The following is a 24,045-nucleotide window of genomic DNA, read 5'->3' as shown; positions in this document are numbered from 1 at the left end:
TAGATTAAGCCTTCCAGATAAATTCACTCAGTAGAGAAAACCCGCAACCAGTTCTCAGAAAATCTAAAAAATAATAATAATAAATCCAATCCAGAAAACATAACTAAAACTTATGGGCAGGAATCCGCAGAAAATTGCTCAGAAGGAGATAAAAAAAACTTATCAAAAGCTCAGAAAAAGTACTATCAAGAACTCTTAGACCGCAATTCTGACTGGAAGGCTCTAGATGAAGAACGTCAAAATCCAGAATATCAGAAAAAGATTAAGATGCTATTCGCTGACGTGAAGGAAATACTCAAGAAAAAATCTCGTAAATCTAGACTCGATTGTCAAAACGAATAGCAATCGTACAGAAAACCCCGTTAAAGATTTTATTCTTGGTACAATTCTTCTATTCAGGTTTTGAAAAAATCACAAAATCAAACAAATGACGATCGAGAAAAAAGCTGGTCGTGGTGGTAAAAGAAAAGGAGCGGGGCGCAAATCTAAATGGCTACCAGGAACAGAATTGAAAACCATGCGCTTACCTGCTTGCTTGGAAAAAGAACTATTTGATTATGCCCAGAGACGCATTGCCGAACTCGATTATCAGCCTCCAGCTAAAGCTCAAAATTTCTCCCCCACAATTGCCAAATCGACTGTACCTAAAATAAATCCAACTCCTCCATCCAATAAAAAGACGATTGTAGTGGAGCTTTCCTTGAGAGTGGAGAACAACAGTAAATTTGTTCGACGCAAAAAAAAGGTGAGAAACAATATTGAGTATTGGTGCTTGTCTCACTACGATTACCGTAAACCTTTCAAGGAAGATAAAGGATTTTACGAGTTAACTATTTCCTATGAAACAGAAGATGAGCTTGAGCGTATCATCGATGATATTTGTCGGGAAATGTTTATTACCGCCGACGATGATTTCTGTTTTGTGGAGTTCACCTTCAAAGAGAAGGGAGCAGATAGATACTGGTATTAATCCTGAAATAAACCCAACGCCTATAAGGGTTTTCTGTATTTGTTATAAAATCGCACGTCCAGATTTAAATGACAGGTGTGGAGAGTTATATCTCCCATCGACTCAACCCGACCCCTATTTTACAGGTATGTCGGCTATGTACCTTTTATTGCTAAATATTTTTTACAGGCTATACTGTTTACATTGATTGATGTAAAAAAATGAATTTCGACGATCTTCGAGATTGGAAAGGTACAGCAGAAAACCTTTTGCATGAATTGCAGTGTCAGATAAATAGACTAAATTTATCTGTTGAATCGCCTACTGTCAGAACTATTAGGGCTTGGCGTTCCAAAAACCTTTTATCTCAACCTAAAGGTCAAAAATTTGGCTTTCGTCAGATATTAGAGGGATTGGCTACTTTACTTTTATTGAAAAAAGGCTGGACTTTAGTATCAATATCGCAAGTCTTATCCTCTTGGAATAATAAAGAACTCGAACAGCAAATTTTAGTTGGAGTAGTTGGAGTAGATCGAGTAGATGAAACAGAATCAATCCATAGCCAAGAATCATTTACGCTTTTTGAACCCAGAAAACAAAACAACTTAGCTTTAGCAGAAGATGCCATTATTCTCCTGGCTCAAGGAATTTTACGGCAATACGATTGCGTTCTTACTGGTACGAAAATAGTCAGACAGGACGATAAATTACCGTCAGAACTACATTCAGCAATGTGCAAACTAGGTCGTCTTTATCTCGAAGAGGGAAAATGCGATCTCGCTGCTTGCGTTCATGATTTACTATCGCGTTCTCGATACAGTCTTAACTGTGAGGAGAGTTGGAATTTAGATATTCTTCGCGATTCGGAGTTCCCCTTTGCGAATGTTCAATTAATTGATGCCGATTTGCGAGTACCAACTCCAGATTGTGCTGAAATTGCCGAAATCTCTGGTGGCTATGGAGAGGATCACGTAATTGAAAATCGTTTACACACCATAATCAGAACTGCTACCGAACGTCTGGGGAAAAGAAAACAGCACCAAGCTTATACAGCGTTACGCCAATTACTAGGAAGGCGATCTCTGATTCAGGAAAAAGAATTAGTAAATTATTTAGAAGAAAAAAATCTAACTCCTCTACAAGAGACAGTATTAGAGTTTTACGATCCAGTTCCAGAAATTTGGTTAATTAACGATTTTGCCAATCGTTGCGCTCATTGTGGGACTCTAATGCGACCTCACCCCAAACGGGCTAGTTATCCAGATGGTTGTTGTCCAATCCATCAGTGCAATAGCAAGTATGCACCGAAAGTAGGTGAAAGGTTAGATCCAAAACAGGAACGATTGTTAGTAGCTAAACCGCAAATATTAGCTTACTGGACTGCTCCTGCAATCGATGAATTGACAATCTTCGACCGAGCGCAGTCGGTAGGTTTGGATACAGAGTTATATCCAGAATCAGATCGATGTGATGTATCGATTAACGATCTAGCAGTCGGTATAGATGCCAAGTCTTATCGGAGTCCTGTATTACTAGCCTCAAAGCTCAATCGTAGTATTGGCGGACTGATTTTTTATCGCCAAAGAATTGTAGCAATTACAGATGAACTGATTGATGATTGTCCAGGTTATTTATCTACTTTACGTTCACTACTGGATAAAAAAAGCGATACCGCCAGTTTACAAATAATGTCTGTATCTTCAGTAATTAAGAACATACAAGAGGGAAAGTATGCGAGCTAAACCAAAGCCCGATTTTTGGACGGGAAACGAGCGCATTTGCTGGCTATGCGTCCTGATGGAAGAATTTCTTGGAGTCCAGTCGTTAGAATATGTCCCTGTAATCGTGTCGGGAATGGAGAGTGTTTTTAATGCACCTGTTTTGTTTGGCGCACGACAGGCAATATTTAATATTCGTCAAATGTCCTTAAATTATGTCACTAGAAATTCTGTTAAATATGCCGTCGCACTTTATAACGATTTTCACTATCAACAAGGTACTCAAGGAGTATATGAAATTGATAGTCAAACATTAGAGTTCAAGAGAACTGACTTTTTAGAAGATCCCAAAATTACCCAGGCAAAAGAAATTTTGTCTGCACCAATGGCTTACAAATTTCATGGCAAAACAACAGCCAATCCCCAGCAACAAATGGCGATCGCACTAGGAGAGAGGGTTACATCAACTCGTTTACCAATCTCTCCGATTACCGCACCGCTAGCAAGTCGTAGAACCCACGACATTAATCGACAGCCACAGGGTAATATTTCTATTCCCCTCTCTGAATTACATCAGATAGCAGAAGAGATGGATAGAAACGATCGAGAACATCCCGAACGAAGACCTGGTAATTGGACTAAACGTTTAGAACACTTCCATTTATTAGTACCCGAACCAGATCGGGGTTTGAAAACCAAAATAAGAATTGAGTTGTCGGGTATAAAACATTTAATTGGTCTGCCTGGGGCTGGGAAAACTACACTTCTAATGGTTAGTGCCGTTTGGCTGGGAAAGAAAGGCTATAAAGTAATGCTGGTTTTTCCTTCCATTGAAGTCGCCAGACGATATATGGCGGATTTGAAGTTTTATGGCGTTAAAGTCGGAATGCTGGTCGGTCAAAGTTCAATTACCCAAAGAACTCATGCTGACCGTATTGCCGAAACCATTGCTGCTTCTGGAGGACAAGGAGGCTTTGCTTATACTCTGGAAGGGGCGGATTCTTTTGCTCATAACTGCCTTCTCCCTGCTTTTTCTACTGTAGAAACTTCTCAATGGGAATACGGTAACGCGCCCTGTAGTAGTATTCTGCAAAGTTCTTCTCAGGGAAAAATGAAAACACATCTTTGTCCTGTATGGACGATGTGCGGACGTAATAAAGCTCCGCGAGACTTAATTGATGCTGATATTTGGGTAGGGCATATCAGGTCGATGGATACCACAGTACCTTATCAGGGGATTGATGAGGAGATTCGCTATTTTGAATTGATGGCTAGGACTTTCGATCTAGTTATTTTTGATGAAGTAGATATGGTTCAGTCTAGTTTAGATTCCTACGGAGTAGCGGAATTGAATCTTTCTGGTGCAGATAGTTCTATTCATCGAACTATTTTAGAACAGGTTAATAATCCCTTAGCAAGAACAGAAAATTATCGATTAGCAGACCGTAACATAGAACTTTACAGTCGCAATATGGCTGAGTTTGGTAATTACAATACTTCCTTAGTCAGCTTATTACAAAATATCCACCCTCGGCTTAAAAAACGTTTTAAAGGTCAGTTACTAACAGTATCGCGGATTATTACGGAAATATTAGAAGGTTTTGACCAGAATAAATTTTATTCTTTAAGAGATACTTCAGCAGATGCAGAAATAACTAAAGGATTTAGAAAAAGTCATGCTTTAACTGATTTTTGGTCAACTGCTGCTTATACGGCATTTTACGACCGCACTGGCACGGAGACAGTGAAAAAAAGCTATGAGGAAGACTTATGCTCTCGCACTTTAGGTGTAGAAAAGGAAAAGCTAGAAGCTAACTGGCATGAGCTAATCAAACTACTAAGGCGTTATTTGGCAGAAAATTTAATTAAGAAAAGAGATGAAATTGTTGATGACATAACCATCTTATTTCTCAACATTTGTTTCCCCAATCGAGAACCACCCCATCTCACCCGTGAAGTTATTCCTTTATTGGTAGCTATTACCTTCGTTATTTTGGGCTATCAACGCACCGTACCTGAAACTAGGACGATGGTTGCAGAGGGGTTAATCAAAGACCTAATTTTAAATCCTCCTCTTTCACACCAGTTACGCTGTTTAACTCCTGAAAATCTGATTGGAAGGCTTTCTGGAGTTAAATATAAAGAACAAAATGCTCATACCAATCGTAACAACTCTAGTAATATTTCTCTGTCTTATATTATTTTTGTTGGTGCGCCTCGAATGTTAATGCACCGTTTTGACCGTTTACTAGCAGCCGACGGGAGAAAAGATGCACCAGCAGTTTTGATGACTTCTGCTACTTCTTATTTGTCAGCCAGTCCTGCTTATCACATTGATGTTTATCCCAACTATTTACTCAAACCTAAACTAAACCAGCATAATTCAGAATCTAGCCGATACTATTTTCAATATTTTCTGGATAAAGAACGAAGAAATGAACCATTACGCTATAGCGGTGCTGGCGAACTAAGAGACACTAATTTACGCAAAATGGTTGATGAATTAGTCAAAAATGGTGAGAAGTCAGAAGTCAGAAAAGCGATTAGAAACTTTGATGTCAGAAATAGTATTCATCGCAAAGCTGCTTTTGTAGTTAATGGTTATCAACAAGTCAGAGATATTAAGAGGTATCTCGACCGCAATTATCCAGATCTGGGTAAACGTACCAAAGCTGTGGTTCGTCATCTTGAAGAAGGAGAAAAACCTTCTGATTATGTTACTACTTCTCAATGCGAGGCTCTTGGAGATGACGAGGCTTGCGATCTAATTATTTTTCCCATGTTGGCTATTGGTCGTGGAGTCAATATTGTCTTTACTAAAGGTGCGCGAGAAAGAGATGCTGCTATTGGTTCGATTTATTTCCTAACTCGCCCTCACCCTACCACTGATGATACGCAGCTATTATACAGTTTGGCAGGACGTGCGACTCAAGCATTCGATTGTCATACATTTTCTTCTGAAGACCAGTTAGCAGATATCGATTTTGCCTGGGAGGCTGCGAGAAAAAGCATTTATCGTGATACCAAACGACTGTTACAAGAGCCATTAATGGCTAGCCGATTGGGTGCAGAGCTATTTAAACCCTTCACTGCCAATCAAATGGTAGCAATCTTACAAACAATTGGACGAGGTATGAGGAATGGTTGTCCAGTGTCAGTTTACTTCATTGATGCAGCCTGGGCTCCGCAATCGGCTAGAGGAAAACCAGATTCTCCCCGCGACAGTATGCTCGTTCAAATGCGCGTCATTTTAGAAGAGTGCGTAAAACACCCCGATCCTGTAATTCGCCAGATATATCAAGAACTTTACGGCACTTTTCTCGAACCTTTGAAGAAGGTAGACAAGGTAATTTATCCCCCAAAATTATTCCAGTCAGAAGATTCGGTTTATGAAGGCGATGACTACGAAGACTTCGATCCTTTACTAGATATGTAATTAACTATGACTCAATCTCAAGAATTAGAACAAATCAAAATGTACGAACTAGATCCATTTGCTAGAGAAGATTTCAGCAAAAAAGTAGGAATATTTACTCTTTCTCTATTGGCTCAAAATAATTTTCATCGATTTGCCTGGTTGATATCAGCCAAATTGGAAGTATTACTACCTAAAAAATATATTCAATTGGGAAATGCAAAAACAACTGCTACGATTCCTTTAGTTTTTACTATCCCCAATGACTTACCTCCTGTCACGGTTAAGGGGTGGACGATTTCTTGGACAAATGAAGCATTAGCTAACTTTTCTAAAATTTTGAAGGAAATAAAGCAAATAAAAAATCTTCCCTATGCTTCCTTGAGATGTTTCTTGGAAATTAAGCTGTCTAACGTCACTCGAATTGAATCTAATATGGGTTTGAGTAAGTCGGCAATAAACGGCAGGGACTATAGAATAGAGCCTTTTGCATATCTAGATGGTGGAGATCGAGAAGAAATCGTAAAAAGATTAAAACCAATTCTCAATGATTGGCTGGAGAATTATCTCGTTCCTTATAGCGAGAAAGAAGGAATAGATGAAGATGTTATAGAACAATTGAGAGAACTACAGTCAGATAATCTTCTTTTATCAATTAAGCCATTTCAATCTCAAATATTCCCTTGGTCACAACACGAAAAAAGTGGAACAGCAAGAGCATATAAATACTCTTTTCCAGCTTTAGCTGATTATCTAGCCAGATTAATTGCCAAACACGAAATTTTTACAGAATTAGGGGGCATTAAGCGAATTATTACTAGCCAATCTGGAAATAGCGTTCAATTAGTAACTAATCCAATCAAACTTGAGAATAAAGGTTTATTTAGCTTATTTGTAGATCTAGAAATTATTACCTTTCCTTCCTTACCTCAACCATTAATAAAAATAGATGTCGGCAAAAAACGTTGGTTGAGTAGTCTTAAAGAAAATAGTTTTGATTCTAATGCTATTAATGGTTTTGTTTTTTCAGAAAACTATAGCGATCGCATTTTTAATTTTCAACTAAATCGTCTCCTAGATAAAAAAATTAAACAATGGTCATGGCAACCAGATAGTTCTTTTACAGCTTTACAGCGCGAGCTAAACTTGCCCTTAAGTATCTCCAACGGAAAACAAATTGTTCAAAATCTAGCTTCAACAGCAGATTGTCAAGTTCTTTTGACTTATCGTAATGGTATCCAAGAAAAAAGACACGATATCAAAGTAGGTGTTCCTGAAAAAGATAAACTAGAAGCTTTTGAAGCCATAACTCAAATTTTATCAACAGTAGGTATTGAGCCTTTTAAAGACTATTCAAAAGTTAAATTTGGCAAAGGAATGGCTCACTCAAACAAGATTGATGGCTCTAGGACTATCAATGCTCCTACTTCAGTCAATACTATTTTAGAGTCCCTAGAAAACCAGGATATTTCTGACGCTGAAAAAAAGTCTCCCGATGAAATGAGCCATCAAGAAATTAATAATTTACTCAAGGAATTTTTTGACTTTGAATTGAGCGATAAAGGGATTAAAAATTTAAGATTTAATAGCAAAAACAGAAATCAAACAAAAGAATTAAAAAAATTATTATCAGCTAACAAAATAGCAATTCAGCAACTATATCCTGATGAAACACCTTTACTAATAATTTTCTATGACGTTAAGCATTATGAAACTGTTGGACTATTAGAAGCAGTAATCACAATGCTATGGGGAGATAAACTAGAAATCCAATCACAGAAACTTCCCTTAGATACTCATGGTGCAAAAGCAGTGCTGCCTGGAAGTAAGTTAAAAAGCAAAGCAAGAGCGCAGAAAAGAGTAGAGGCTTGGACTTCAGTAGCCGAACAAGTTGCTAAAATCAAACGTCCGAAATTTTGTTTGGTAATGGCAGATGAATTCTATCCCGATCCTAAAGATAAAAATAAGCAATTGCATGACGATAAAGTAAATAAACCCTCAACTCGTAGAGCCTTAGCTTCAATAGGTCGTAGCTGCGTACAATTTATTCGTCCTCCACAAATTTGGATGACATCAGGAGATATTAAAATAGCAGAATTTATTATTCGCGCTCAAGCTTCTACTAAAGAGCTACTTTGGGCGCACTCTGGACGTATCGACAACATACAGGAGAAAGTCAATAAATGGTTTGGTCATATTGAACCAAAGAATAGACCAAAGGAAATTATCGCAATTACCATTAATCGAAAAAATGCTGGCAGAAAAAGTGGAAGACTGGAAAATACTTTTCTCCCCATAGCAATTAGAACAAATGTTCAAACTGGACTTAGCGAAATGTGTTGTTGCTACGAAGATTTCAAAACACACACATTCATTATTACGTCCTGGCAACCATTTACCGAAGCACTATTTGACATAGCCAATATTTCCCCCATATCTCTTGGAAGTAAACAAAACATTCGTATCAGTCGCTTTCAAGAGTTTGTGGATTCAATTATTTCTAATTCTGTTGATGACAGTAATAATCCTGTTGTGATGATTGACTCTTCAAATTGCGTACAACTTTGGAATTGGTTGAGCGATCGCAAACTCAATACTAAAGATATTGATATTAATCAAAAACTTAATATGCAGGATAACTGGGAGGGAGCGCGTATTGTTCGTATTAGACAAGATTTAGCACCAGGTATCATTGAGGATAAAGTTAAATATCTAGCTGAAACATACCTAGAAGATACTCGAACTATAGAAGAATTAAAAGCAGATAAAAATAGGCGGGAAGAAATTTCAGCCCCATCAAGTCCCACAGGATTATATAAACTTAATTTTCAGAATAAAACTGGCTGTATTGTCTATCTTTCTATTGGCAAGAAAACACTACATCAAAAACAAAGAGGTGCTAGTTGCTATCGAAAAGTCGAACAGGACAAATATCTTGATACTTTAGTTTCAAGTACAAAGAGTAAAAATAAATATCAAAAAGTTACAAATTCGGCTGGATTAAAAATCAAAAACATTCAAAACCAAGAACCACATACAGATCAATGGGCAACACCAAATCCTTTAGAAATTATCGTGGCATCACGCCAACAAGAAGATGAACCAGATTATATTGCTGGTTTTGTTGAATCTCTTCGCTATGGATATGGTCATTTTAATGAATGGACAAAATTAGCTGCGCCACTGTTCTTCGAGCGCGTAGTACGAGACTATATCAGTGATTTCAATCTGGAAGAGGAGGAAGAAAAGGCAGGCTAAATTCTAATCTACTAGCTTTATTTACTTAATACCTGATTCTTCGATTTTTTCCGCAAGAACATCAGCAACTTTTTCTATACTCATATTGTTCAGATTAAGATAGCCCGTGGTTGATTTGATACCTACTACGGGCACATTATCTATTAATAAGGGTAACAAATAATCTGTATCTCTTTTTTGAGAAGCCCTCTTGCCAATCGACAGTTCAAAATCAGTCCAGTCTTTTTCGGGATATGATTTTGAAAGAAAAACAACCATAAATAAAGCATCATTGGCATAAACATCCGCAAGCTTTTCTCGTAAATTTGAGCCCCATAGTTGTGCCTGTTGATCGAAATCGTAAAATACAGTGATACCTCGTTCTTTTAGTTCCTCTACAAACTTTTCGACTGTATCTCTAACGTCGCCAGCAAAAGAAACCGCAACATCATACGTAAAACTAGAGTTTCGTAAATGTATTCGACTTTTAATATCATTAATATCGAGTAGATTTAGATAAAAACGAAAAGAAGGATCTTCGATTGATATGTACTTTCCGCCTTTCTTGTAAAAAATTATGTCTGCAAGACCTTTCTGCTCAATTACATCGCTTAGATTATTTAGACAGTTATAAAATGAGGTTGCCTTTTTTTTGCGTTCTTTAGCTTCGGAGATTGAAGCCACTATAGAACTATACAAAGTTTCTGTCGGTATTTCTGAACTGTCGATTCTAGCTATATTTGAGACTATATCAAAATAAGTATGATGGACAGACTTCGCTTGCTGCTTTCCCTTTGCCAGACCAACAACCTTATCTCTATATTTTCCGTGAAATATTCTTAATACATCGTTTCTTATTTCGACCAATTGACTATTGATCGTACAATGTTTTGATTGAGTTTGATTAATATCTGAGTTGATACAACAAACTTTCGCAATAACGTGAACGATTGATGGAACACCATTCGACGATTGGATAATTTCCTTTTTTAACTTCTCAGAGAAACTTACCGCCAGTACATCACAACCTTTTTCAAGTAGCGTTCTACAAAATGTTTCATCTTGTGTTTTAATCTCGAAGGGATCATTTCTTATCCCCAATTCTGCATCAACACCATGTAGCTCTTCTGCTGATGCAGCGATACCGATAATTATGAACCTTACGTCTTTTTCGTGCCAAAGCTTAAGTTTTGAAGCGATTTCCAACCTTGCTCCAGACTTCAAAAAATGAAAATCATCGATAATAATGAACTTGACTAAGTTCATTAGGCTAGTTAGCTCGTTAAAGTCGGAAGAGGAACTAAGTTCTTCAGCGAGTAATTGTAAACCAGAGTCGTGTTCTGAATATTGTCTTCCATTGATCCATAAAATATCTGAATCACTGATATTTAGTTCACGCAGTACTTTTTTAACCAATGTCGTTTTCCCAGTCCCAGATGCACCTGACACAGTGATATGCTTGCCTTTTGATTTTACAGAGGAGATGATATACCGATATTCTTTTGGTTCTACAAAGGTATACTCAGGAAACGCTGCTTCATTAAATACGTCCTCTAACTCAACTACGTTCATGTATCAAATCCTTTTCTTTCAGATAATTTGGCATTAACGCAGTATAGCTACAACACTTTTAGGTTGCCCACTCTTTTTCTCCCCCTACATTGTATTCAGCGAATTAAATTTACCCATGAGAGTTGGTTTTTCCATCGAGAATTTCATCACCGCCCTTTTATCGGGATTTGAGCCAGCTCTAAAGAATTTATCCGCATTTTCGTCTTTCATAGCTTTTGTAAGCTATCTCCTTAATGAACTGAGTTTTGCGAAATTCCTAGCAAAGTCTTCAGCAAAGGCTCTTCACTCAGTGATACTAATCTTTTCTTGATAAACTGACGTTTTACTGAACCATTAGCCAATTAGAAAGCGTAAAATTTAGTTATGGGTTTTTTGTAATAGTAAGGAGTGAATTTTCAACTAAGATACTCATTCCCAATAAAAATTAGTCGTAACTTACGCGATCGACTGAACCTTTAGTTTTTCGTCAATCCTAGTTTCGTTTGTGGCTATTAACGGAACTAGGATTGAAATAAATATAAGCTGAATGACTCTCTACTTTTCCAAATTATGACAAAGCTTCCACTCACCATTTTCCTTAATCAGTCGCAGCCAATCACGTCCAAAAGCACTAAATTGTCTGTATGGTATTGCAGCGGTTTGTCCATTAGATGATTCGAGAAGAACATTTCCAGTAATTGCTACAACTGCTCTTTCTAATTCTGGATCGTAATATTTGGTTTCATAGTAAAGATTAGACATATCAAATGAATATAAGCTCGTAGCAACACTTATATACGCATCAAAAAGAGTACCTTTTCGACCATTAGGATCTGCATAACGATTGAATTCTTCAGCAGCAAGTTTTTCTGCCGAACAGTAATATCGATCTAGAGAATCAAAATTATTGTCTTGAATCGCCTGATGAAAACTGGCAACTACCTGTTCTGCTTCATCGAGTTGCGCTTGCGCTGCTTTACCGAACGGTATCGTCAAGACTGCTATCGAGCAAGATAAAATGCAGCCAGTAAGCCATCTAAAAGAAATTTTACTCATTGTTGGTTACTTCCTTAAAAATACTTTGATATTTTGTGTAAATGTTGATGATGGAAATAATTGAAGCGATCGCGACTCTAAAACTCTGTTGTTCGGCTTTACAATCGACCTCACTCTTTCTAGATAGGCGATTGCTTCAATTATCTATCTTTCAAGTCTAGAGGTAAGCGGTATAACACGAAAATCATCATCGTCTTCGGGATTAGCCCACTCATAACCAGAAGCAGGTTTCCAATTACCTTCTGTGTCTCCAGTTACTACATTCTCCAATTCGGAATGAGGTGTTCCAGGTATCCAAGAACTTTCAGGCGAATAGCTAGGAGTAGTATTGGTAGCATAATCTTGAGATGAGCTAATTTGCTCCGCTAACAAATTAATTTGCTCGTCATAGTTGTTAATTTGAGTGGCGTAAGAACCTATGTTAGTGGCTACCTCAGCGCATTTTTGAATATTGACTGATTGACGACAGTGATTTAGACCAAGTAGTCCCATCCCGACAAAAAACGCTTTTTGTCCTCCGCTCAGGTTCTCAGTAATAACCGCTGCTGCGCCACTACCACTGGCAATTACAGCAGCAGATGCTTTGGGATTTAGTACCATATAGGCAGCCATTTCCGTATTTAAATTTTCTTTAGCTAACTCGTAGTCTGCTTTTTGTTGTTCTAATTGCTGAATGTCATAATTGCTTTGAGCCATTGTAGCCATTGGATTCAGGCAAGAAAAACCTAGAGAGATACCTAAAATTGCTTTTTTAAAAGCCAATAGAGAAGATGAGGTGTGTTTGGAAGAATTAGAAGTTGTGGTTGTAAGCAATGTCTTGTATCCATTTCGTGCGTCTGAATGAATAATAAGATGACTGCCTAATTGAGATAAATAGAGCGTAAATAAAAACAAATAAATGGAATAATAATCCGAAGCAATTAGTTAAAATGCTTTGAATTCGAGTCTCAATGAACGTTCGCTCAGTATTCTTATATAGAATCTATGCCTTACCCATAAGTCGTAAAATCCTTGCTCCGTAAGGATTTTGAAGATGACACCTAGGGCTAATCTATCCATCTTGATTGAGCTACCTACCCAAAGATAGGGGCTCTCAGGAGCATATTTTTAGCGACCGCTAAAAATAAAGGGGAAACAGCAAAAATCAAGCTCAATATCGGAGGCTATAAGCTACTCTAAACAAGAGTTTCAGGAGTTATGGGTAAAGCATAGTATATAGAATATGTGATTTTTATTCCTTACTCTGCTGTAAATATGCCTTGACATCTTTGGTTAGGCGATCGCCTATTTGACTGCTAATCCTCACTATATCTCGTTCAAAAAGGTAAGTCTCTAATGAAGCCAAACCTGAATTAGAATAATCGAAATCTGGAAAAATAGGCAAAGAACCATCTTTCAATGCCAAATATTGACCTGAATTCAATGCAAGCTGCATAATTCGGCGTAAATCTGGTTTTTCCTCGGTAGGAATTCTTACTTGTTGTCTGAGAAAATGATTAACCTCGATTGTATTTCCTAGCTCGTCTTTTTCTTCAAGCTGCATCAGTTTTGCTACAAGATTGGGATCGAGTTGCTTCCAGTTATTGGCATGAAGCTTGGTTTCAGCGAATAATTGCTTTAATGGTTGCCAAAACGCTCGTCCATCTCCTTGTGGGTACTTTATTTTGAAGCATTTGGTTTCTTGTTGGACTAGAGTAAAAAGATAATTTAGTTTAGTTTTTTGCACGATCGATTAACATCTAATTAATAAATTGCTGGAAAAATTGTAGGTGTGAAACAAATTTTTGCTTGTATTGGTTTTTTACCATTTATTGCTTTAAGCTTTAATACTCATTCTGCGAATGCACAATCGAGCAATCAATCGCTTTGGGATTTGTTTGTAGAGGAGTCTGTACGAGAATTTGGCTCGCAGGCTACACAGAAGGTTCTTCGTTCGATGTTTGGTACGGATACTGATGCTAGAAACGCCCAACAACCAGACAAGCCAATTATCTGTGAAGTTATCGATCCTACAGGTACTCCTCTTAACGTCAGAGCTACTCCGAATGGGGAAGAGATTGTAACTACACTATCTAATGGAAGACAAGTTATTCCTTACAAAGTTTCATATGATGAGAAAAACCGACACTGGATTCTCATCGGTGATTCTCTTCATTCTTGGGGTTGGGTTTACGGGTCGTATGTATCTTGCCTTTCTGCTTGAGAATAAGTCATCATGGCGATCTCTAATTTAGGCAAAGTGCGGTCGCTTGGCTATATTGCCTAATCAAAAATGAAATCGGAATTATCAAAGGTGTAATTCCCGTCAAAGCCAAGAGCAAAATTATTACTGTAGATTTTAGTGTAGCCAGCTATATTGCATGACATTAAAAGTTTTACTGAAAATCGAGGTTTAATTTACTTTTGAACCTCGATTCTGGGAAGTTATAAGTCAGCAAACTCAACATCCAATAAAGCGTTTAATCCAGGGCTATAAGAGAGGCTTTCTACATTAACTTCAATAGTGTTCTCAGTAAATGTAATGTCAGATGCTTCTAATCCAAGTGTATTTGCTGTTTCACTGAGAGTAACATTTTCAATTATTGGTATTTCGTCAAAGATATCTGTAAATACATAGCCATTAAACTCGCCAGGTGCAAATGAACCTGAGCCTTCGTTCTCATCAACCTCAAAGGAAATACGTCCTGGTGCAGAACCAGCACCAAGATCGATATCTATATTTACGTCTACTGGGATAAAATCAGATGTATCCAATCCGAATGTAGAAAGTTCGGTGTACTCATCTTGTACTCTTATCGCAGATATTAAAGGTTCTGTAATTGGAGATTCCAAGTCAGGAGAAAATATTTGTAGTTGAATTTCTGTTTCTTGAGGATTATCGAACGGAGAATTATTTTCTGGCACTTCGTCTATTAAAGAGTCAGGATTTTCTAAGTCAGGTTCATCTTCATTTACTGGAGGTTCTACAATTTCTTCTTCATCCGTAGGAGGTTGTTCGGATTCAGAGTTTTCTTCATCAATTGGCTCTTCTGGAGATTCCTCAGTAGTGGATTCCTCGGTAGTAGATTCTTCAGGTATCTCATCAGATGTTTCTTCACCACCATTATCTGATGTAAGAGTGAAAGGTGTTCGCTCAGAAGAACTTGCCCTTTCGTTGACACTAACAAAGATACTGTTTTCAACTTCATTTCTAGGAGCATTGGCAGTTATTAATAAGTCAAAAAATAGACTATCTTTATTGGCAAATTGACGTTGTTCAAAAAGGGGCGATTTTAGGTCACACAAGCAGGTCAAATTAAGCCAAGTTTTAAGTTAGCTTGAAGAGCAAAAGTATTATTATTGAAGCCTAATTTTCAGGCACGTTGAAAAAGCTCAAATCCCAAGAGTTCCAGCCAATGTGGATGTTTTTGACCCGTCATCAATTCGGTTGGACTTTTGCCGACTCGTTCAGGCTTTCGACTGGCCATAAATGTGCGATGATTCAAAAAAAACCGAAGAAGGTCGAGATAATCAGAATTCAGGTGCTTTCTCAAGAAAAAGTAATTCCTGAGGCGAGAATTTAGGTTTTCAACCAAAGAACTAGCTCTGGGAGTCGATTTCATTGCCTCTGACACTGCTTCCTTGACTGGGAGAAATTTTTCAGAAAGTTGCTGATAGAGATGATTCCATTTCTGCCAATAGACATTAGTGGATAGGGACTTCTTCATCAACAAACAAACTTTTCGAACTTGAGATCGAGAAATCTGAAATTTTTGGGCAATATCCCTTAATTTATGGTCAAGAACTTCAGCAAAAGCTAATAAATCCGATTTTTGATTCGATAAAGCGGTTCTTAAAGCTTTAATCCCTTTGTGAGCCTGGTCTTCTCTGAATTGAAGTTCCTCAATAATGAAATTCATCAATTCTAATCGTTCTGACCACTCGGGACCAGCCAAAGATAAAATATCAATTCTCAACCAATAGAGCAAAATTTGGATGTCACTGGCTAATTTTTGGAGTATTACTTCATTTTTGCGGGCTAAGCTTAACTTAGCTGATAATTTGTTTCCTTGGCCCTTTAATTTAGCTGACTCCATCTTCTGTTCGAGCTCTTCTCTTTGGGTCTTAGCTCCCTGGGCTTTTTTAGCTAAATTACGGCATAAAGTTTCACCTTGATCCAAAATATGCCATACGTCTCCATGGCAAGGCTTATCTCCCCAAGCAGCTTTTTGTCCCGCTCTGATTCCTTTTCCTGCGTCGGCTATAGTATAGTCGGGATTCAATCCCTGTGACTCGGCTTCGAGCAGATGGCATCCCCAAGTGTTTTCATCCCGATGTTCGACTGACTCTAGAAGAAAACAGTAGGTAGAGTGAGCATCTACCCCTGTTAGAACAGGTCGATTACTTTGAAAGAGTTCATCCAACAAAGCTACCTCAATTGGCGATAAATCTTGAGCTTGATTGATTTTTTGGGCTTTTTGAACTGCTTGTTTGATTCGATTATGAATCGTGCCAATACTAAGAGAATAATCGAATAAATCTCGTAATAATTCGATTACACCTCGATAAGAACAATGGCAGATTAGAATCAAAGCTAGAATCAACTGAAATATCCATTTTTGTGTCACTGGAAGGTAATAGAGGACTTCATGATCTGGTTCTTCTTTTTCAAAAGCCTTATTTAAAGCAAGTTGAGCAATATTTCCTTGCTGGTAGAGGAATTTACGACTAACTCCTTCTTGATGGGCTAAATGACTGATCTTTTCCTTTTTGGACAAGACTTTGACAGCTAAATCTTGACGATGAAGAGGTTGAAGACCCGAAGCGACGGAAGAAGATGAATTCACTCAGTTTACTCACACATTTGGCTTATTTTTCCTAATTTAACAGTATGAGACACTTCACAGCACGTAGGACAGTACTTGAGAACATTTGCTCTATTAAATTGGATATTTTGCCGCCAAAGTGTAACCCTGCTTTGAACAGCGCCTATTTTCACTGTCTAAACCTAAACGTCTTTCTAGCTCTGCTATTCTTTCCCGCAGTGCTTGATTTTCTTGTTCTAAGGCTTTGATTTTTTGGTCTTTTTCTGCTCCTGTCATAAAACCAAAGTATCATTTTTTGGTTTTCTTTTCGACGTGATTGTTTCTCCTACCTAAGTAGTTACGAAATGAGCACCATTATCGACCAAAAAACTTAGCGTATAATTACGCGCCCATGCCATCTACATCTGAAGTTGATCTGAAGTTGTCAAAAATACAAAAGACTCGATTAATTATCGAGACAATTTCGCGCAGTTTCTCATCGAATCAGAACGAAGTGCTTACACGATAAAAAACTATCTTTGCGATCTAGATGGTTTTGCCTTGTGGTTGAAATCAAAGGGCAACAGAGAATTTACTCCCGAACTAATTACTCCTACTGACTTACGATCATACAAACACTATTTAGACGAGACATTACAATTAAAGCCCAAAACCATTAATCGTAAGCTCTCCAGCCTCCGCAGCTTCTTCAATTGGGCAGGGATTGAAGGTTATTTTCCAGACAATCGTTTACCCCACATTCCTCAACCGATAAAAGAACAAGCTTCAGCACCCAAATGGTTGGATAGACTGTCTCAATACGATCTGTATCGCACCTATACAAAGGCGCATTAGCCTTACTGTTGAATATTGCCAAGATTAAACAAAAAAGGAACCCCTGTGGACTCGTTACCTCCCATTACTAATACCTTGGGCATTTGAGAGCCACCTTCTCTCCAAGCTTGAATTGCCTCTTTCTGCAACACTAACTGACCACCTTCCGCTTTGAGGGTTTCAGCTAGCAACCTTTGAGCCTCTGCTTTACCCTTAGCACGGTTGATATCAGCCTGTGCCTCTTGTTCTGCTTCTTGAGCCACGTAAATAGCTCTTTTGGCTCTCTGTTCGGCGATCTGTTTTTCTTCTACTGCCTTGGCGAACTCTGGAGAAAAGTCCAAATCGACTACACTAGTATCGAGGATGACAATTCCGTACTTTTCTAGCCTCTGGCTTAAAGCATCGTCAAAATCTTGCTTGAGTTCATTTCTTTTAGTAATTGCTTCTTCTACTGTTCTCCTAGCAGCAGCAATCTTAAACGACTCCTGAGTTTGGGGAGCAATAATTTTATCAACAATATTGGCTAATGTTCCTTGTTTTCTCCGAATCTCCACTACCTGAATCGGATCGAGGCGAAAGTTAATTGCAAAACGAGCTGATAAATCCTGAAGATCTTTGGTTGAACTTTGTGCTGGCACTTCAAATTTTTGCACAGTCAAATCGTAGATGTCTACCACTGAAACAAAAGGCGGTTTAAAATGAATTCCCTCCAGCAAGACTCCCTTTCGGGCTTTTCCTAAGATGCTGATTACCCCCGCTTGACCAGGATTAAGAATGACAAAACTATTCAACCCAATCAAGAGAATTGAGCCTAATAAGAGGGTAGGTGCTAATAGCTTATAATTTAAAGAAAATCGTTTGTTCAAGTTTTACTTCCTCCAATGTTAATTAACTGAAGAAATATATATTGGCAAAGATAAGTTGAGTAATTGGTTGTCTATCACTGTATTCTTGTAATCTCTCTAACACTAGGAAAGAGTCAACCTTTCTAATTGTTAGGTTTTATAGATCTTCGCTCTAGGCTTCTTACTTTTAGCCTTGATACAGGAGCGTCTAATTAAACAAACCTTCTACATTTTTTCGGAAAGCAATCAAGGCGTAAGTTTCGGGAAACTGTTTTAGTTCTTCCAGCAATTTGTCAGACACCTCTGGTGTAACGATGGTTTTGACTTCAATATTGGTATTATAGGCAGCCATCACATCTCCCATGCGTCTACCATGACTACCTACACCCAGCACTGGAACAATTGTATAGCCAGAAACACCTAATGTTATTAATTGTTTTATGAGACGATCCTGTAATACTGCTTCGCACACGATTGTGACGAGAACACCCTGGTTCAAAGAAGTAGACATAAAAAACTCCGAATACAAATATTAGGTTACAAATTTCTACTTATTAGAGTAAGAGTTCATCAAATCCCTGGTTTTTTTCTCCTCCCACTCTGAGCCGAGAAAACCTTTGATTCCGAACACAGTAAATGCATGGGAAATAATCCCGATTCCCCATCCCAGTAGAGGCCAGTAGAACCACCAACCTCCACCAGTCAGAAAATCAATTAAGAATAACAGACCTATCACTCCGATGTAGGTAGCTAGATGGATGTAGAAACCTTTCAGTACGCGAACTCGACGCTTGGCACGGCGGTATCTTTCGTCGCTTTCCATTTTATTTATCTCCTGATAATGGGTACTTCTCAACAAGTAACCCTTCACTATCAAGTTAGACTAAAAATCTGAGTAATCTGTGAGGAAGAAGCTCTAAAACCTGATTTAACAATCGAGTCAGAGGTACTCCGCTTATCATCGGCGAAACCTACTTCGACTTAATCCAACTTACTTTCATAGTTAGAATCATAAGTATTGAGAAGCCTGTCCCAAAAAGTAAAATAAAGTCCATAATGCACTGTATACTTGCGATAAGGTAGTCTGGAGAAGAAACGTTATCAAGCTGGCTTGAACAACAATTTTTTACTTCAAATTCTGGCGTTGCTGATTTGAAGTATCCCACAAGAGGACAATGTGAAACTGATAAAGAGCTATGCCCGCATGTAGTAATTTGTTCGTAGCCATCAGCTATTAGCTTTTTAACCGATCTGTTTGTTTAATCCCTAAAGCTAGGGAATCATACCTCGATCCAACAACGCCCAAATCCTATCTAACTCTAACCTTTTCTGACTCCATTTTTTGATGCTATTATCCTGTATTTTATCGGACGTTTGAGTGAATAAATATCTGAACCCAATCACAGTATTTTTGTTCTAAAGAAAATAAATCAATCGAGCAACCGAGAAAACTCTTTAGCAATCAGCCAATAACATTCGCAGGTGCGAGCTTCTAACTTCTCTCGATCATCAATATGTATCAAACCACGTTTATAGTGAATAATGCCTGCTTTTTGAAATTTGTGGGCTACCTCGGTTACTCCAGTACGACGTACCCCTAACATCTGAGAAATGAATTCTTGGGTTAACTGAAATTCATCTTTTTGTATATTGTCCCGTACCGTTAGCAACCAACGAGCAAATCGCTGTTCGAGATTGTGATGGCGATTACAAGCAGCAGTTTGACCAAGCTGAATTATTCGAGCTTGAATGTAGCGCATCAGCAGTCGTTTCAACGCTCCTTGACGATTTATCTCGTTTTGTAGTTCTTGAGCAGAAATCCGATAGCCACCATTACCCACCTGAACAATTGCTGTCGAGTTAGTATAACTGGTGTCTAAGACAATCGGTAGTCCTACCATGCCTTCATTACCAATGACTCCAATCTCTGTGGTTGAGCCATCTTCCATGATCGCTACGGTAGAAACAATCGAGTGAGAGGGAAAGTAGGCATAATCGTAGTTTTCTCCAGCATGGTAAAGAATCTTATGCTGAGGAAGCTCTACTGGCTCTAAATAAAGGCAAAGGCGTTGATAATCTTCCCTCGGTAGTGCAGCTAGTAACCGATTAATTGGCTTGCTTAAATTGGGTGAGGACATTTGTATGCACCATAAAACTAACTACAGTGAGCCAAAAAGTCATAGTTCATACTTTTATTTCTTCCATAGCAATTTGGAGAATTTTAAGACGAGATTCTGAGCTAGATTGCGCTCTACTTAAGATACTAACAATTTCCCCTAAACTTTGTCCGCTTGCGGACAAAGCAGCCCATAAATCTTAATAGGTTGAAATCATCTTAAACAAAAGACCAATCTTTGAGAACCTGATAGCACTCGCAAGCAACTGTTTCTAAAGCTTCGCGGTCTAAAACCTGAATTTGTCCTCGGTGGTAGTCAATGATTCCCTGTAGCTGAATTTCTTTGGCAACTTCGGTAACTCCAGTACGACGTACTCCCAACATCCGAGAAAGTAATTGTTGAGTCATCAACAGAGTGGAACGATCGCTGCGGTCGTCCAGCATCAGCAGCCAGCGAGCAGTTCGCTGTTTGACAGTGTGATGATTGTTACAAGCAGCACATTGGCTCACCTGATTAAACAGTTTCAAGGTATAGCGCAGCAGCAGTTTTTGTAGCATCTTACCTCGATCGCATTCTGCTTGCAGTGCCTGTCGATCGATTCGCATTGCCGTTCCTTTCCCTTGGACTATGGATTGACTGTTAGAGACACCTTCTCCTAAAAACGGCAGTATTCCTACTATTCCTTCCTTGCCAATTAACCCAATTTCTGTGGTTGAGCCATCCCCCATCACTGACATTAAAGATACTACGCCCTGAGTTGGAAAATATAACGATTCACTTTTTTGATTGGCTTCTATAAGAATTTCATTTAAAGAAAGTTGAACTGGCTCAAGACAATCCCGGAAACGTTGGTATTCTCTTTGAGGCAGGGCAGCTAATATGTGATTATTTCGAGGTTCGTTCAAGATAGAGGAAACTTGTTTTCCTACTGAAGTTAACCATAATTATATTGTTTCATGCCTATCCAAGAATCTTACAATTAAACTTCTTAATCACTGCACGAGATACAACTATTATAATCCTTTGCTTACTTGATTTAACAGCTCTAGAACCCGATCGGATTTAGTAATTACCCTTACATCTTGATAACTATTGATTTGTAACTAAATAGCGATCGCACACATTAATTACCTGATTCGCTAATGTCATAATGTCGAATGGCTTGGTAATTACTTCGATATCTTCAGTTATTTGCGCTCTAATTATTGGCTCCATCCTAACCATAGCCGTTACAAATATAATGGGAATAGAACAGGTATTCGGATTGGACTTGAGTAAATGATAGACATCCAATCCATTAAGGTTTGGCATGATTATATCGAGTAAAATTATGTCTGGCTGTTGTAATTGTGCTAGAGCGACCCCCTTTTCTCCATCTAAAGCTGTAAAAATTTTCCAATCGGTGTCATGCTCTAAAACAAATTTTACTAAATCATTAAAATCACCGTCATCGTCAATAACTAGAAGGCTTGTGGAAATCAAAATCTTAAGCTCTTTGATAAAATATTGTTAAATAAGCCGATTGAATTAATCGGTTTGTTTAATTAACTTCAAGTTATCCTGGTTTTTAACTGATGTCTGTCCAAGAACGGACGTAGAGCAAATAAACGCGAGGATCGAGATATTGAAGACAAAATAGTAAATAAAATATTCAATGGAAGAGGTATGGTTTCCAAGTCGTTCGGCGAACTACAATTAAGAATTTTTGAGCAAAGTTTTCTGTAATAAAGGGCGTAATATTAACGGCGAGACAATACAAGTTATTGCTGAAACTAAAATTGTGGTGGTAAATATTGGCGATGATACTGCCCAATCTCCTAATTCCCGTCCTCTTTCCATGACTACCATCGTAATCTCTGCACGAGGAACCATGCTCACTCCCAGCAACAAAGCACTCGATCGCCCTCCTGTAATTAATGCCAATCCTCCAGTGCCAATAACTTTACCCAAAAATGCCACTATTAAGAGAACTAAGCCCAAAATCCAAGAACTAGATAAAGATTCAAGCTGTAGTTGTAAGCCTAAATTAATAAAGAAAAATGGGACAAAGAATTTATACAGAGTAGCAAAAGAAGCATCGAACTTAACTGCATCGGGATCGCCACCAAATACTAAGCCAGCAAAGAAAGCACCAACAGCAGCGGAAAAGCCAATCAAACCAGCTAAAGCAGCAATGATAAAGACCATTCCTACTACCATAAGTATGGGATCTTTTACTACCATCAGTATGGGATCTGGGGATGGTTCAAGTCGTTCAAAAAAACGGGTTATTGGTTGTTCTAGATAGCGAAATAAAATCAAACAAAATATGCCAAAAATCGCCACCTTGAGCAAAAATGGGACGATTGTGTGGACAAAAATCAGCGAAAAATCAGCTACAATGTCACCTTGAAAAACTGGAATCATCGCAAAGAGAAGTGACATCAGAGCGATCGCTACAATATCGTCCATTTCCGCTATGTCCAATAGCAGTTCGCCATTGGGTGAATCTAAAGCTTTTGCTGACTGCCACACACTGACTGAAATACCAACGCTGGTGGCAATTAAAGCAATAGTAATAAAGACACTGGGAATTAGGTCTAAACCTAGCCAATAGTAGGTACTGAGAAAAGTTAATCCCCCGCTAAAAACCACATCTCCCAGCAGCAGAAAACTGGCACGAGAAAGCTGACGTAATAATCCCGCTAGATTACTTTCTAAACCCACCCGAAACAATAGCGAGATAATGCCCAACTCGCCTAAAAAGGCGTATACTTCCCTAACTGGTGGTGTCAGAAAATGTACCTGGTTATCTAATAAGCCTATTCCCGTTCCTAAAAGTAAATAACCAACTAAAGGAGGGATGCTAATTCGCTCCAAACCAGCTTTGATTAGAAGAGCGAGAATAATAGTTACTCCCACTAACAAGACCAGCAACAGTTGTAAAGTCTCCCCTTCAATCACTCTGACTCTCCTTACTTATCCTATAATTACTTATCTGCAAGTTTGCTCTAATTAGGTAGTGTTGCAAAGTTATTAAGGAGTTAGTAAAAAGGATGTTGTAGAGCCAAAGAAATTTGTTGAATCTCTCTTTAGAATTGCTGTCTAAAAAATCAGATAACCACAGGATTATTCTGTCTTTCTCAACTTTTTGCGGCAGAATCAAAAGTTACACCCCCCTGCGTCGAATCAACCACTTATCAAGCTCCATCGCCCAAAAGGGAACTGTACTTAAAGCTAAACCTAGTGCTAGGTCGTTCGCTGATAAGGGTGTTGTTTGGAATACTGTTTGCAAAAAGGGAACATAGACGACAGTCATTTGTAAGCCAAACGTCAGAGCAACAGCACCTAAAAGTGGTTTGTTTGATAACAGTCCAATCTGAAACAGGGAGTCTCGTTCGGAACGCATAGTTTGGGCAAGTGCAATTCGAGATAAAGCCAGGGTTGTAAACACCATTAGAACTCTTGCAAAAATATTTTGTGCTATGATTAAGGATTTTACTTTTTATTTAAAAAAAGTAATTTAAGATTCCACAAAATACTTCAAGTCATAGCTGATA

21 protein-coding genes and 1 pseudogene are annotated in these 24,045 nt (G+C 38.3%); 6 read left to right on the top strand and 16 right to left on the bottom strand.

All coding sequences use genetic code 11. From position 1 onward, the window contains the following. Window positions 1–427: 427 nt before the first annotated feature. From I4641_RS19165 to I4641_RS19150, 4 genes are all read left to right on the top strand, one after another. Complete coding sequence (locus I4641_RS19165) at window positions 428–970, top strand: hypothetical protein (protein WP_229642189.1); 543 nt, start codon at window positions 428–430, stop codon at window positions 968–970. 200 nt (window positions 971–1,170) lie between these two features. Beyond that, window positions 1,171–2,691 (top strand): restriction endonuclease-related protein, encoded by a 1,521-nt coding sequence (locus tag I4641_RS19160; protein WP_229642188.1) that lies wholly within the window; start codon window positions 1,171–1,173, stop codon window positions 2,689–2,691. Continuing rightward, window positions 2,681–6,103 carry a pPIWI_RE_Z domain-containing protein gene (locus I4641_RS19155; protein WP_229642187.1) on the top strand — a complete coding sequence of 1,141 codons (3,423 nt, stop codon included), beginning with the start codon at window positions 2,681–2,683 and terminating at the stop codon, window positions 6,101–6,103. The genes I4641_RS19160 and I4641_RS19155 overlap by 11 nt, the downstream gene beginning before the upstream one ends. Before the next feature lie 6 nt (window positions 6,104–6,109). Beyond that, a complete protein-coding gene (locus I4641_RS19150) occupies window positions 6,110–9,340 on the top strand; it encodes a pPIWI_RE module domain-containing protein (RefSeq protein ID WP_229642186.1) in 3,231 nt (1,076 codons plus the stop codon). Window positions 9,341–9,361: 21 nt separating this feature from the next. Here the strand turns inward: I4641_RS19150 and I4641_RS19145 are convergent, their stop codons facing one another. From I4641_RS19145 to I4641_RS19130, 4 genes are all read right to left on the bottom strand, one after another. Continuing rightward, on the bottom strand, window positions 9,362–10,891 hold the full coding sequence (locus tag I4641_RS19145) for a TIR domain-containing protein (protein WP_229642185.1): 1,530 nt from the start codon (window positions 10,889–10,891) through the stop codon (window positions 9,362–9,364). A 534-nt stretch (window positions 10,892–11,425) separates the two neighbouring features. After that, window positions 11,426–11,926 carry a hypothetical protein gene (locus I4641_RS19140; RefSeq protein WP_229642184.1) on the bottom strand — a complete coding sequence of 167 codons (501 nt, stop codon included), beginning with the start codon at window positions 11,924–11,926 and terminating at the stop codon, window positions 11,426–11,428. Window positions 11,927–12,070: 144 nt separating this feature from the next. Beyond that, window positions 12,071–12,739 (bottom strand): hypothetical protein, encoded by a 669-nt coding sequence (locus I4641_RS19135; RefSeq protein ID WP_229642183.1) that lies wholly within the window; start codon window positions 12,737–12,739, stop codon window positions 12,071–12,073. 418 nt (window positions 12,740–13,157) lie between these two features. After that, window positions 13,158–13,652 carry a hypothetical protein gene (locus I4641_RS19130; protein ID WP_229642182.1) on the bottom strand — a complete coding sequence of 165 codons (495 nt, stop codon included), beginning with the start codon at window positions 13,650–13,652 and terminating at the stop codon, window positions 13,158–13,160. A gap of 45 nt (window positions 13,653–13,697) precedes the next feature. On the opposite strand from I4641_RS19130, the gene I4641_RS19125 reads away from it, so the two are divergent. Continuing rightward, entirely contained in the window at window positions 13,698–14,129 is a 432-nt protein-coding gene (locus tag I4641_RS19125; RefSeq protein ID WP_229642181.1) for an SH3 domain-containing protein, read from the top strand. Window positions 14,130–14,350: 221 nt separating this feature from the next. Here the strand turns inward: I4641_RS19125 and I4641_RS19120 are convergent, their stop codons facing one another. The 3 genes from I4641_RS19120 to I4641_RS19110 form a co-directional block, all read right to left on the bottom strand. Then, window positions 14,351–15,211, bottom strand: coding sequence for a hypothetical protein (locus tag I4641_RS19120; RefSeq protein ID WP_229642180.1), 861 nt, complete (start codon window positions 15,209–15,211; stop codon window positions 14,351–14,353). Window positions 15,212–15,279: 68 nt separating this feature from the next. Then, entirely contained in the window at window positions 15,280–16,752 is a 1,473-nt protein-coding gene (locus I4641_RS19115) for a hypothetical protein (protein ID WP_229642179.1), read from the bottom strand. 93 nt (window positions 16,753–16,845) lie between these two features. Beyond that, window positions 16,846–17,007 (bottom strand): hypothetical protein, encoded by a 162-nt coding sequence (locus I4641_RS19110; protein WP_229642178.1) that lies wholly within the window; start codon window positions 17,005–17,007, stop codon window positions 16,846–16,848. 168 nt (window positions 17,008–17,175) lie between these two features. On the opposite strand from I4641_RS19110, the gene I4641_RS19105 reads away from it, so the two are divergent. Beyond that, window positions 17,176–17,565: a tyrosine-type recombinase/integrase gene (locus tag I4641_RS19105; protein ID WP_369426843.1), complete on the top strand. Its 390-nt coding sequence runs from the start codon at window positions 17,176–17,178 to the stop codon at window positions 17,563–17,565. 2 nt (window positions 17,566–17,567) lie between these two features. Here I4641_RS19105 and I4641_RS19100 read toward each other — a convergent pair whose 3' ends face one another. The 9 genes and pseudogenes from I4641_RS19100 to I4641_RS19065 form a co-directional block, all read right to left on the bottom strand. After that, window positions 17,568–18,410: a prohibitin family protein gene (locus tag I4641_RS19100; RefSeq protein ID WP_229642177.1), complete on the bottom strand. Its 843-nt coding sequence runs from the start codon at window positions 18,408–18,410 to the stop codon at window positions 17,568–17,570. A gap of 187 nt (window positions 18,411–18,597) precedes the next feature. Next, the gene (locus tag I4641_RS19095) at window positions 18,598–18,900 is read right to left on the bottom strand and encodes a P-II family nitrogen regulator (protein WP_229642176.1); all 303 of its coding nucleotides are present in this window, start codon (window positions 18,898–18,900) and stop codon (window positions 18,598–18,600) included. Window positions 18,901–18,936: 36 nt separating this feature from the next. After that, window positions 18,937–19,212 (bottom strand): 2TM domain-containing protein, encoded by a 276-nt coding sequence (locus I4641_RS19090; protein WP_229642175.1) that lies wholly within the window; start codon window positions 19,210–19,212, stop codon window positions 18,937–18,939. A gap of 158 nt (window positions 19,213–19,370) precedes the next feature. After that, window positions 19,371–19,466, bottom strand: a pseudogene (locus tag I4641_RS24285) (sterol desaturase family protein); the annotation flags it as partial. Between the two features lie 353 nt (window positions 19,467–19,819). Next, window positions 19,820–20,527: a Crp/Fnr family transcriptional regulator gene (locus tag I4641_RS19085; protein WP_229642174.1), complete on the bottom strand. Its 708-nt coding sequence runs from the start codon at window positions 20,525–20,527 to the stop codon at window positions 19,820–19,822. Window positions 20,528–20,724: 197 nt separating this feature from the next. After that, a complete protein-coding gene (locus tag I4641_RS19080; protein WP_229642173.1) occupies window positions 20,725–21,411 on the bottom strand; it encodes a Crp/Fnr family transcriptional regulator in 687 nt (228 codons plus the stop codon). 184 nt (window positions 21,412–21,595) lie between these two features. After that, entirely contained in the window at window positions 21,596–21,988 is a 393-nt protein-coding gene (locus I4641_RS19075; protein ID WP_229642172.1) for a response regulator, read from the bottom strand. A 213-nt stretch (window positions 21,989–22,201) separates the two neighbouring features. Continuing rightward, window positions 22,202–23,449: a cation:proton antiporter gene (locus I4641_RS19070; RefSeq protein WP_229642171.1), complete on the bottom strand. Its 1,248-nt coding sequence runs from the start codon at window positions 23,447–23,449 to the stop codon at window positions 22,202–22,204. A 205-nt stretch (window positions 23,450–23,654) separates the two neighbouring features. After that, entirely contained in the window at window positions 23,655–23,942 is a 288-nt protein-coding gene (locus tag I4641_RS19065) for a cation transporting ATPase C-terminal domain-containing protein (RefSeq protein WP_229642170.1), read from the bottom strand. Window positions 23,943–24,045: the final 103 nt, after the last annotated feature.

Origin of the sequence: Waterburya agarophytonicola KI4 (assembly GCF_020640915.1) — a bacterium.
Lineage (GTDB): Bacteria > Cyanobacteriota > Cyanobacteriia > Cyanobacteriales > Xenococcaceae > Waterburya > Waterburya agarophytonicola.
The sequence above is the reverse complement of the archived record's forward strand: the minus strand, read 5'-3'. Positions and strand labels throughout refer to the sequence as shown.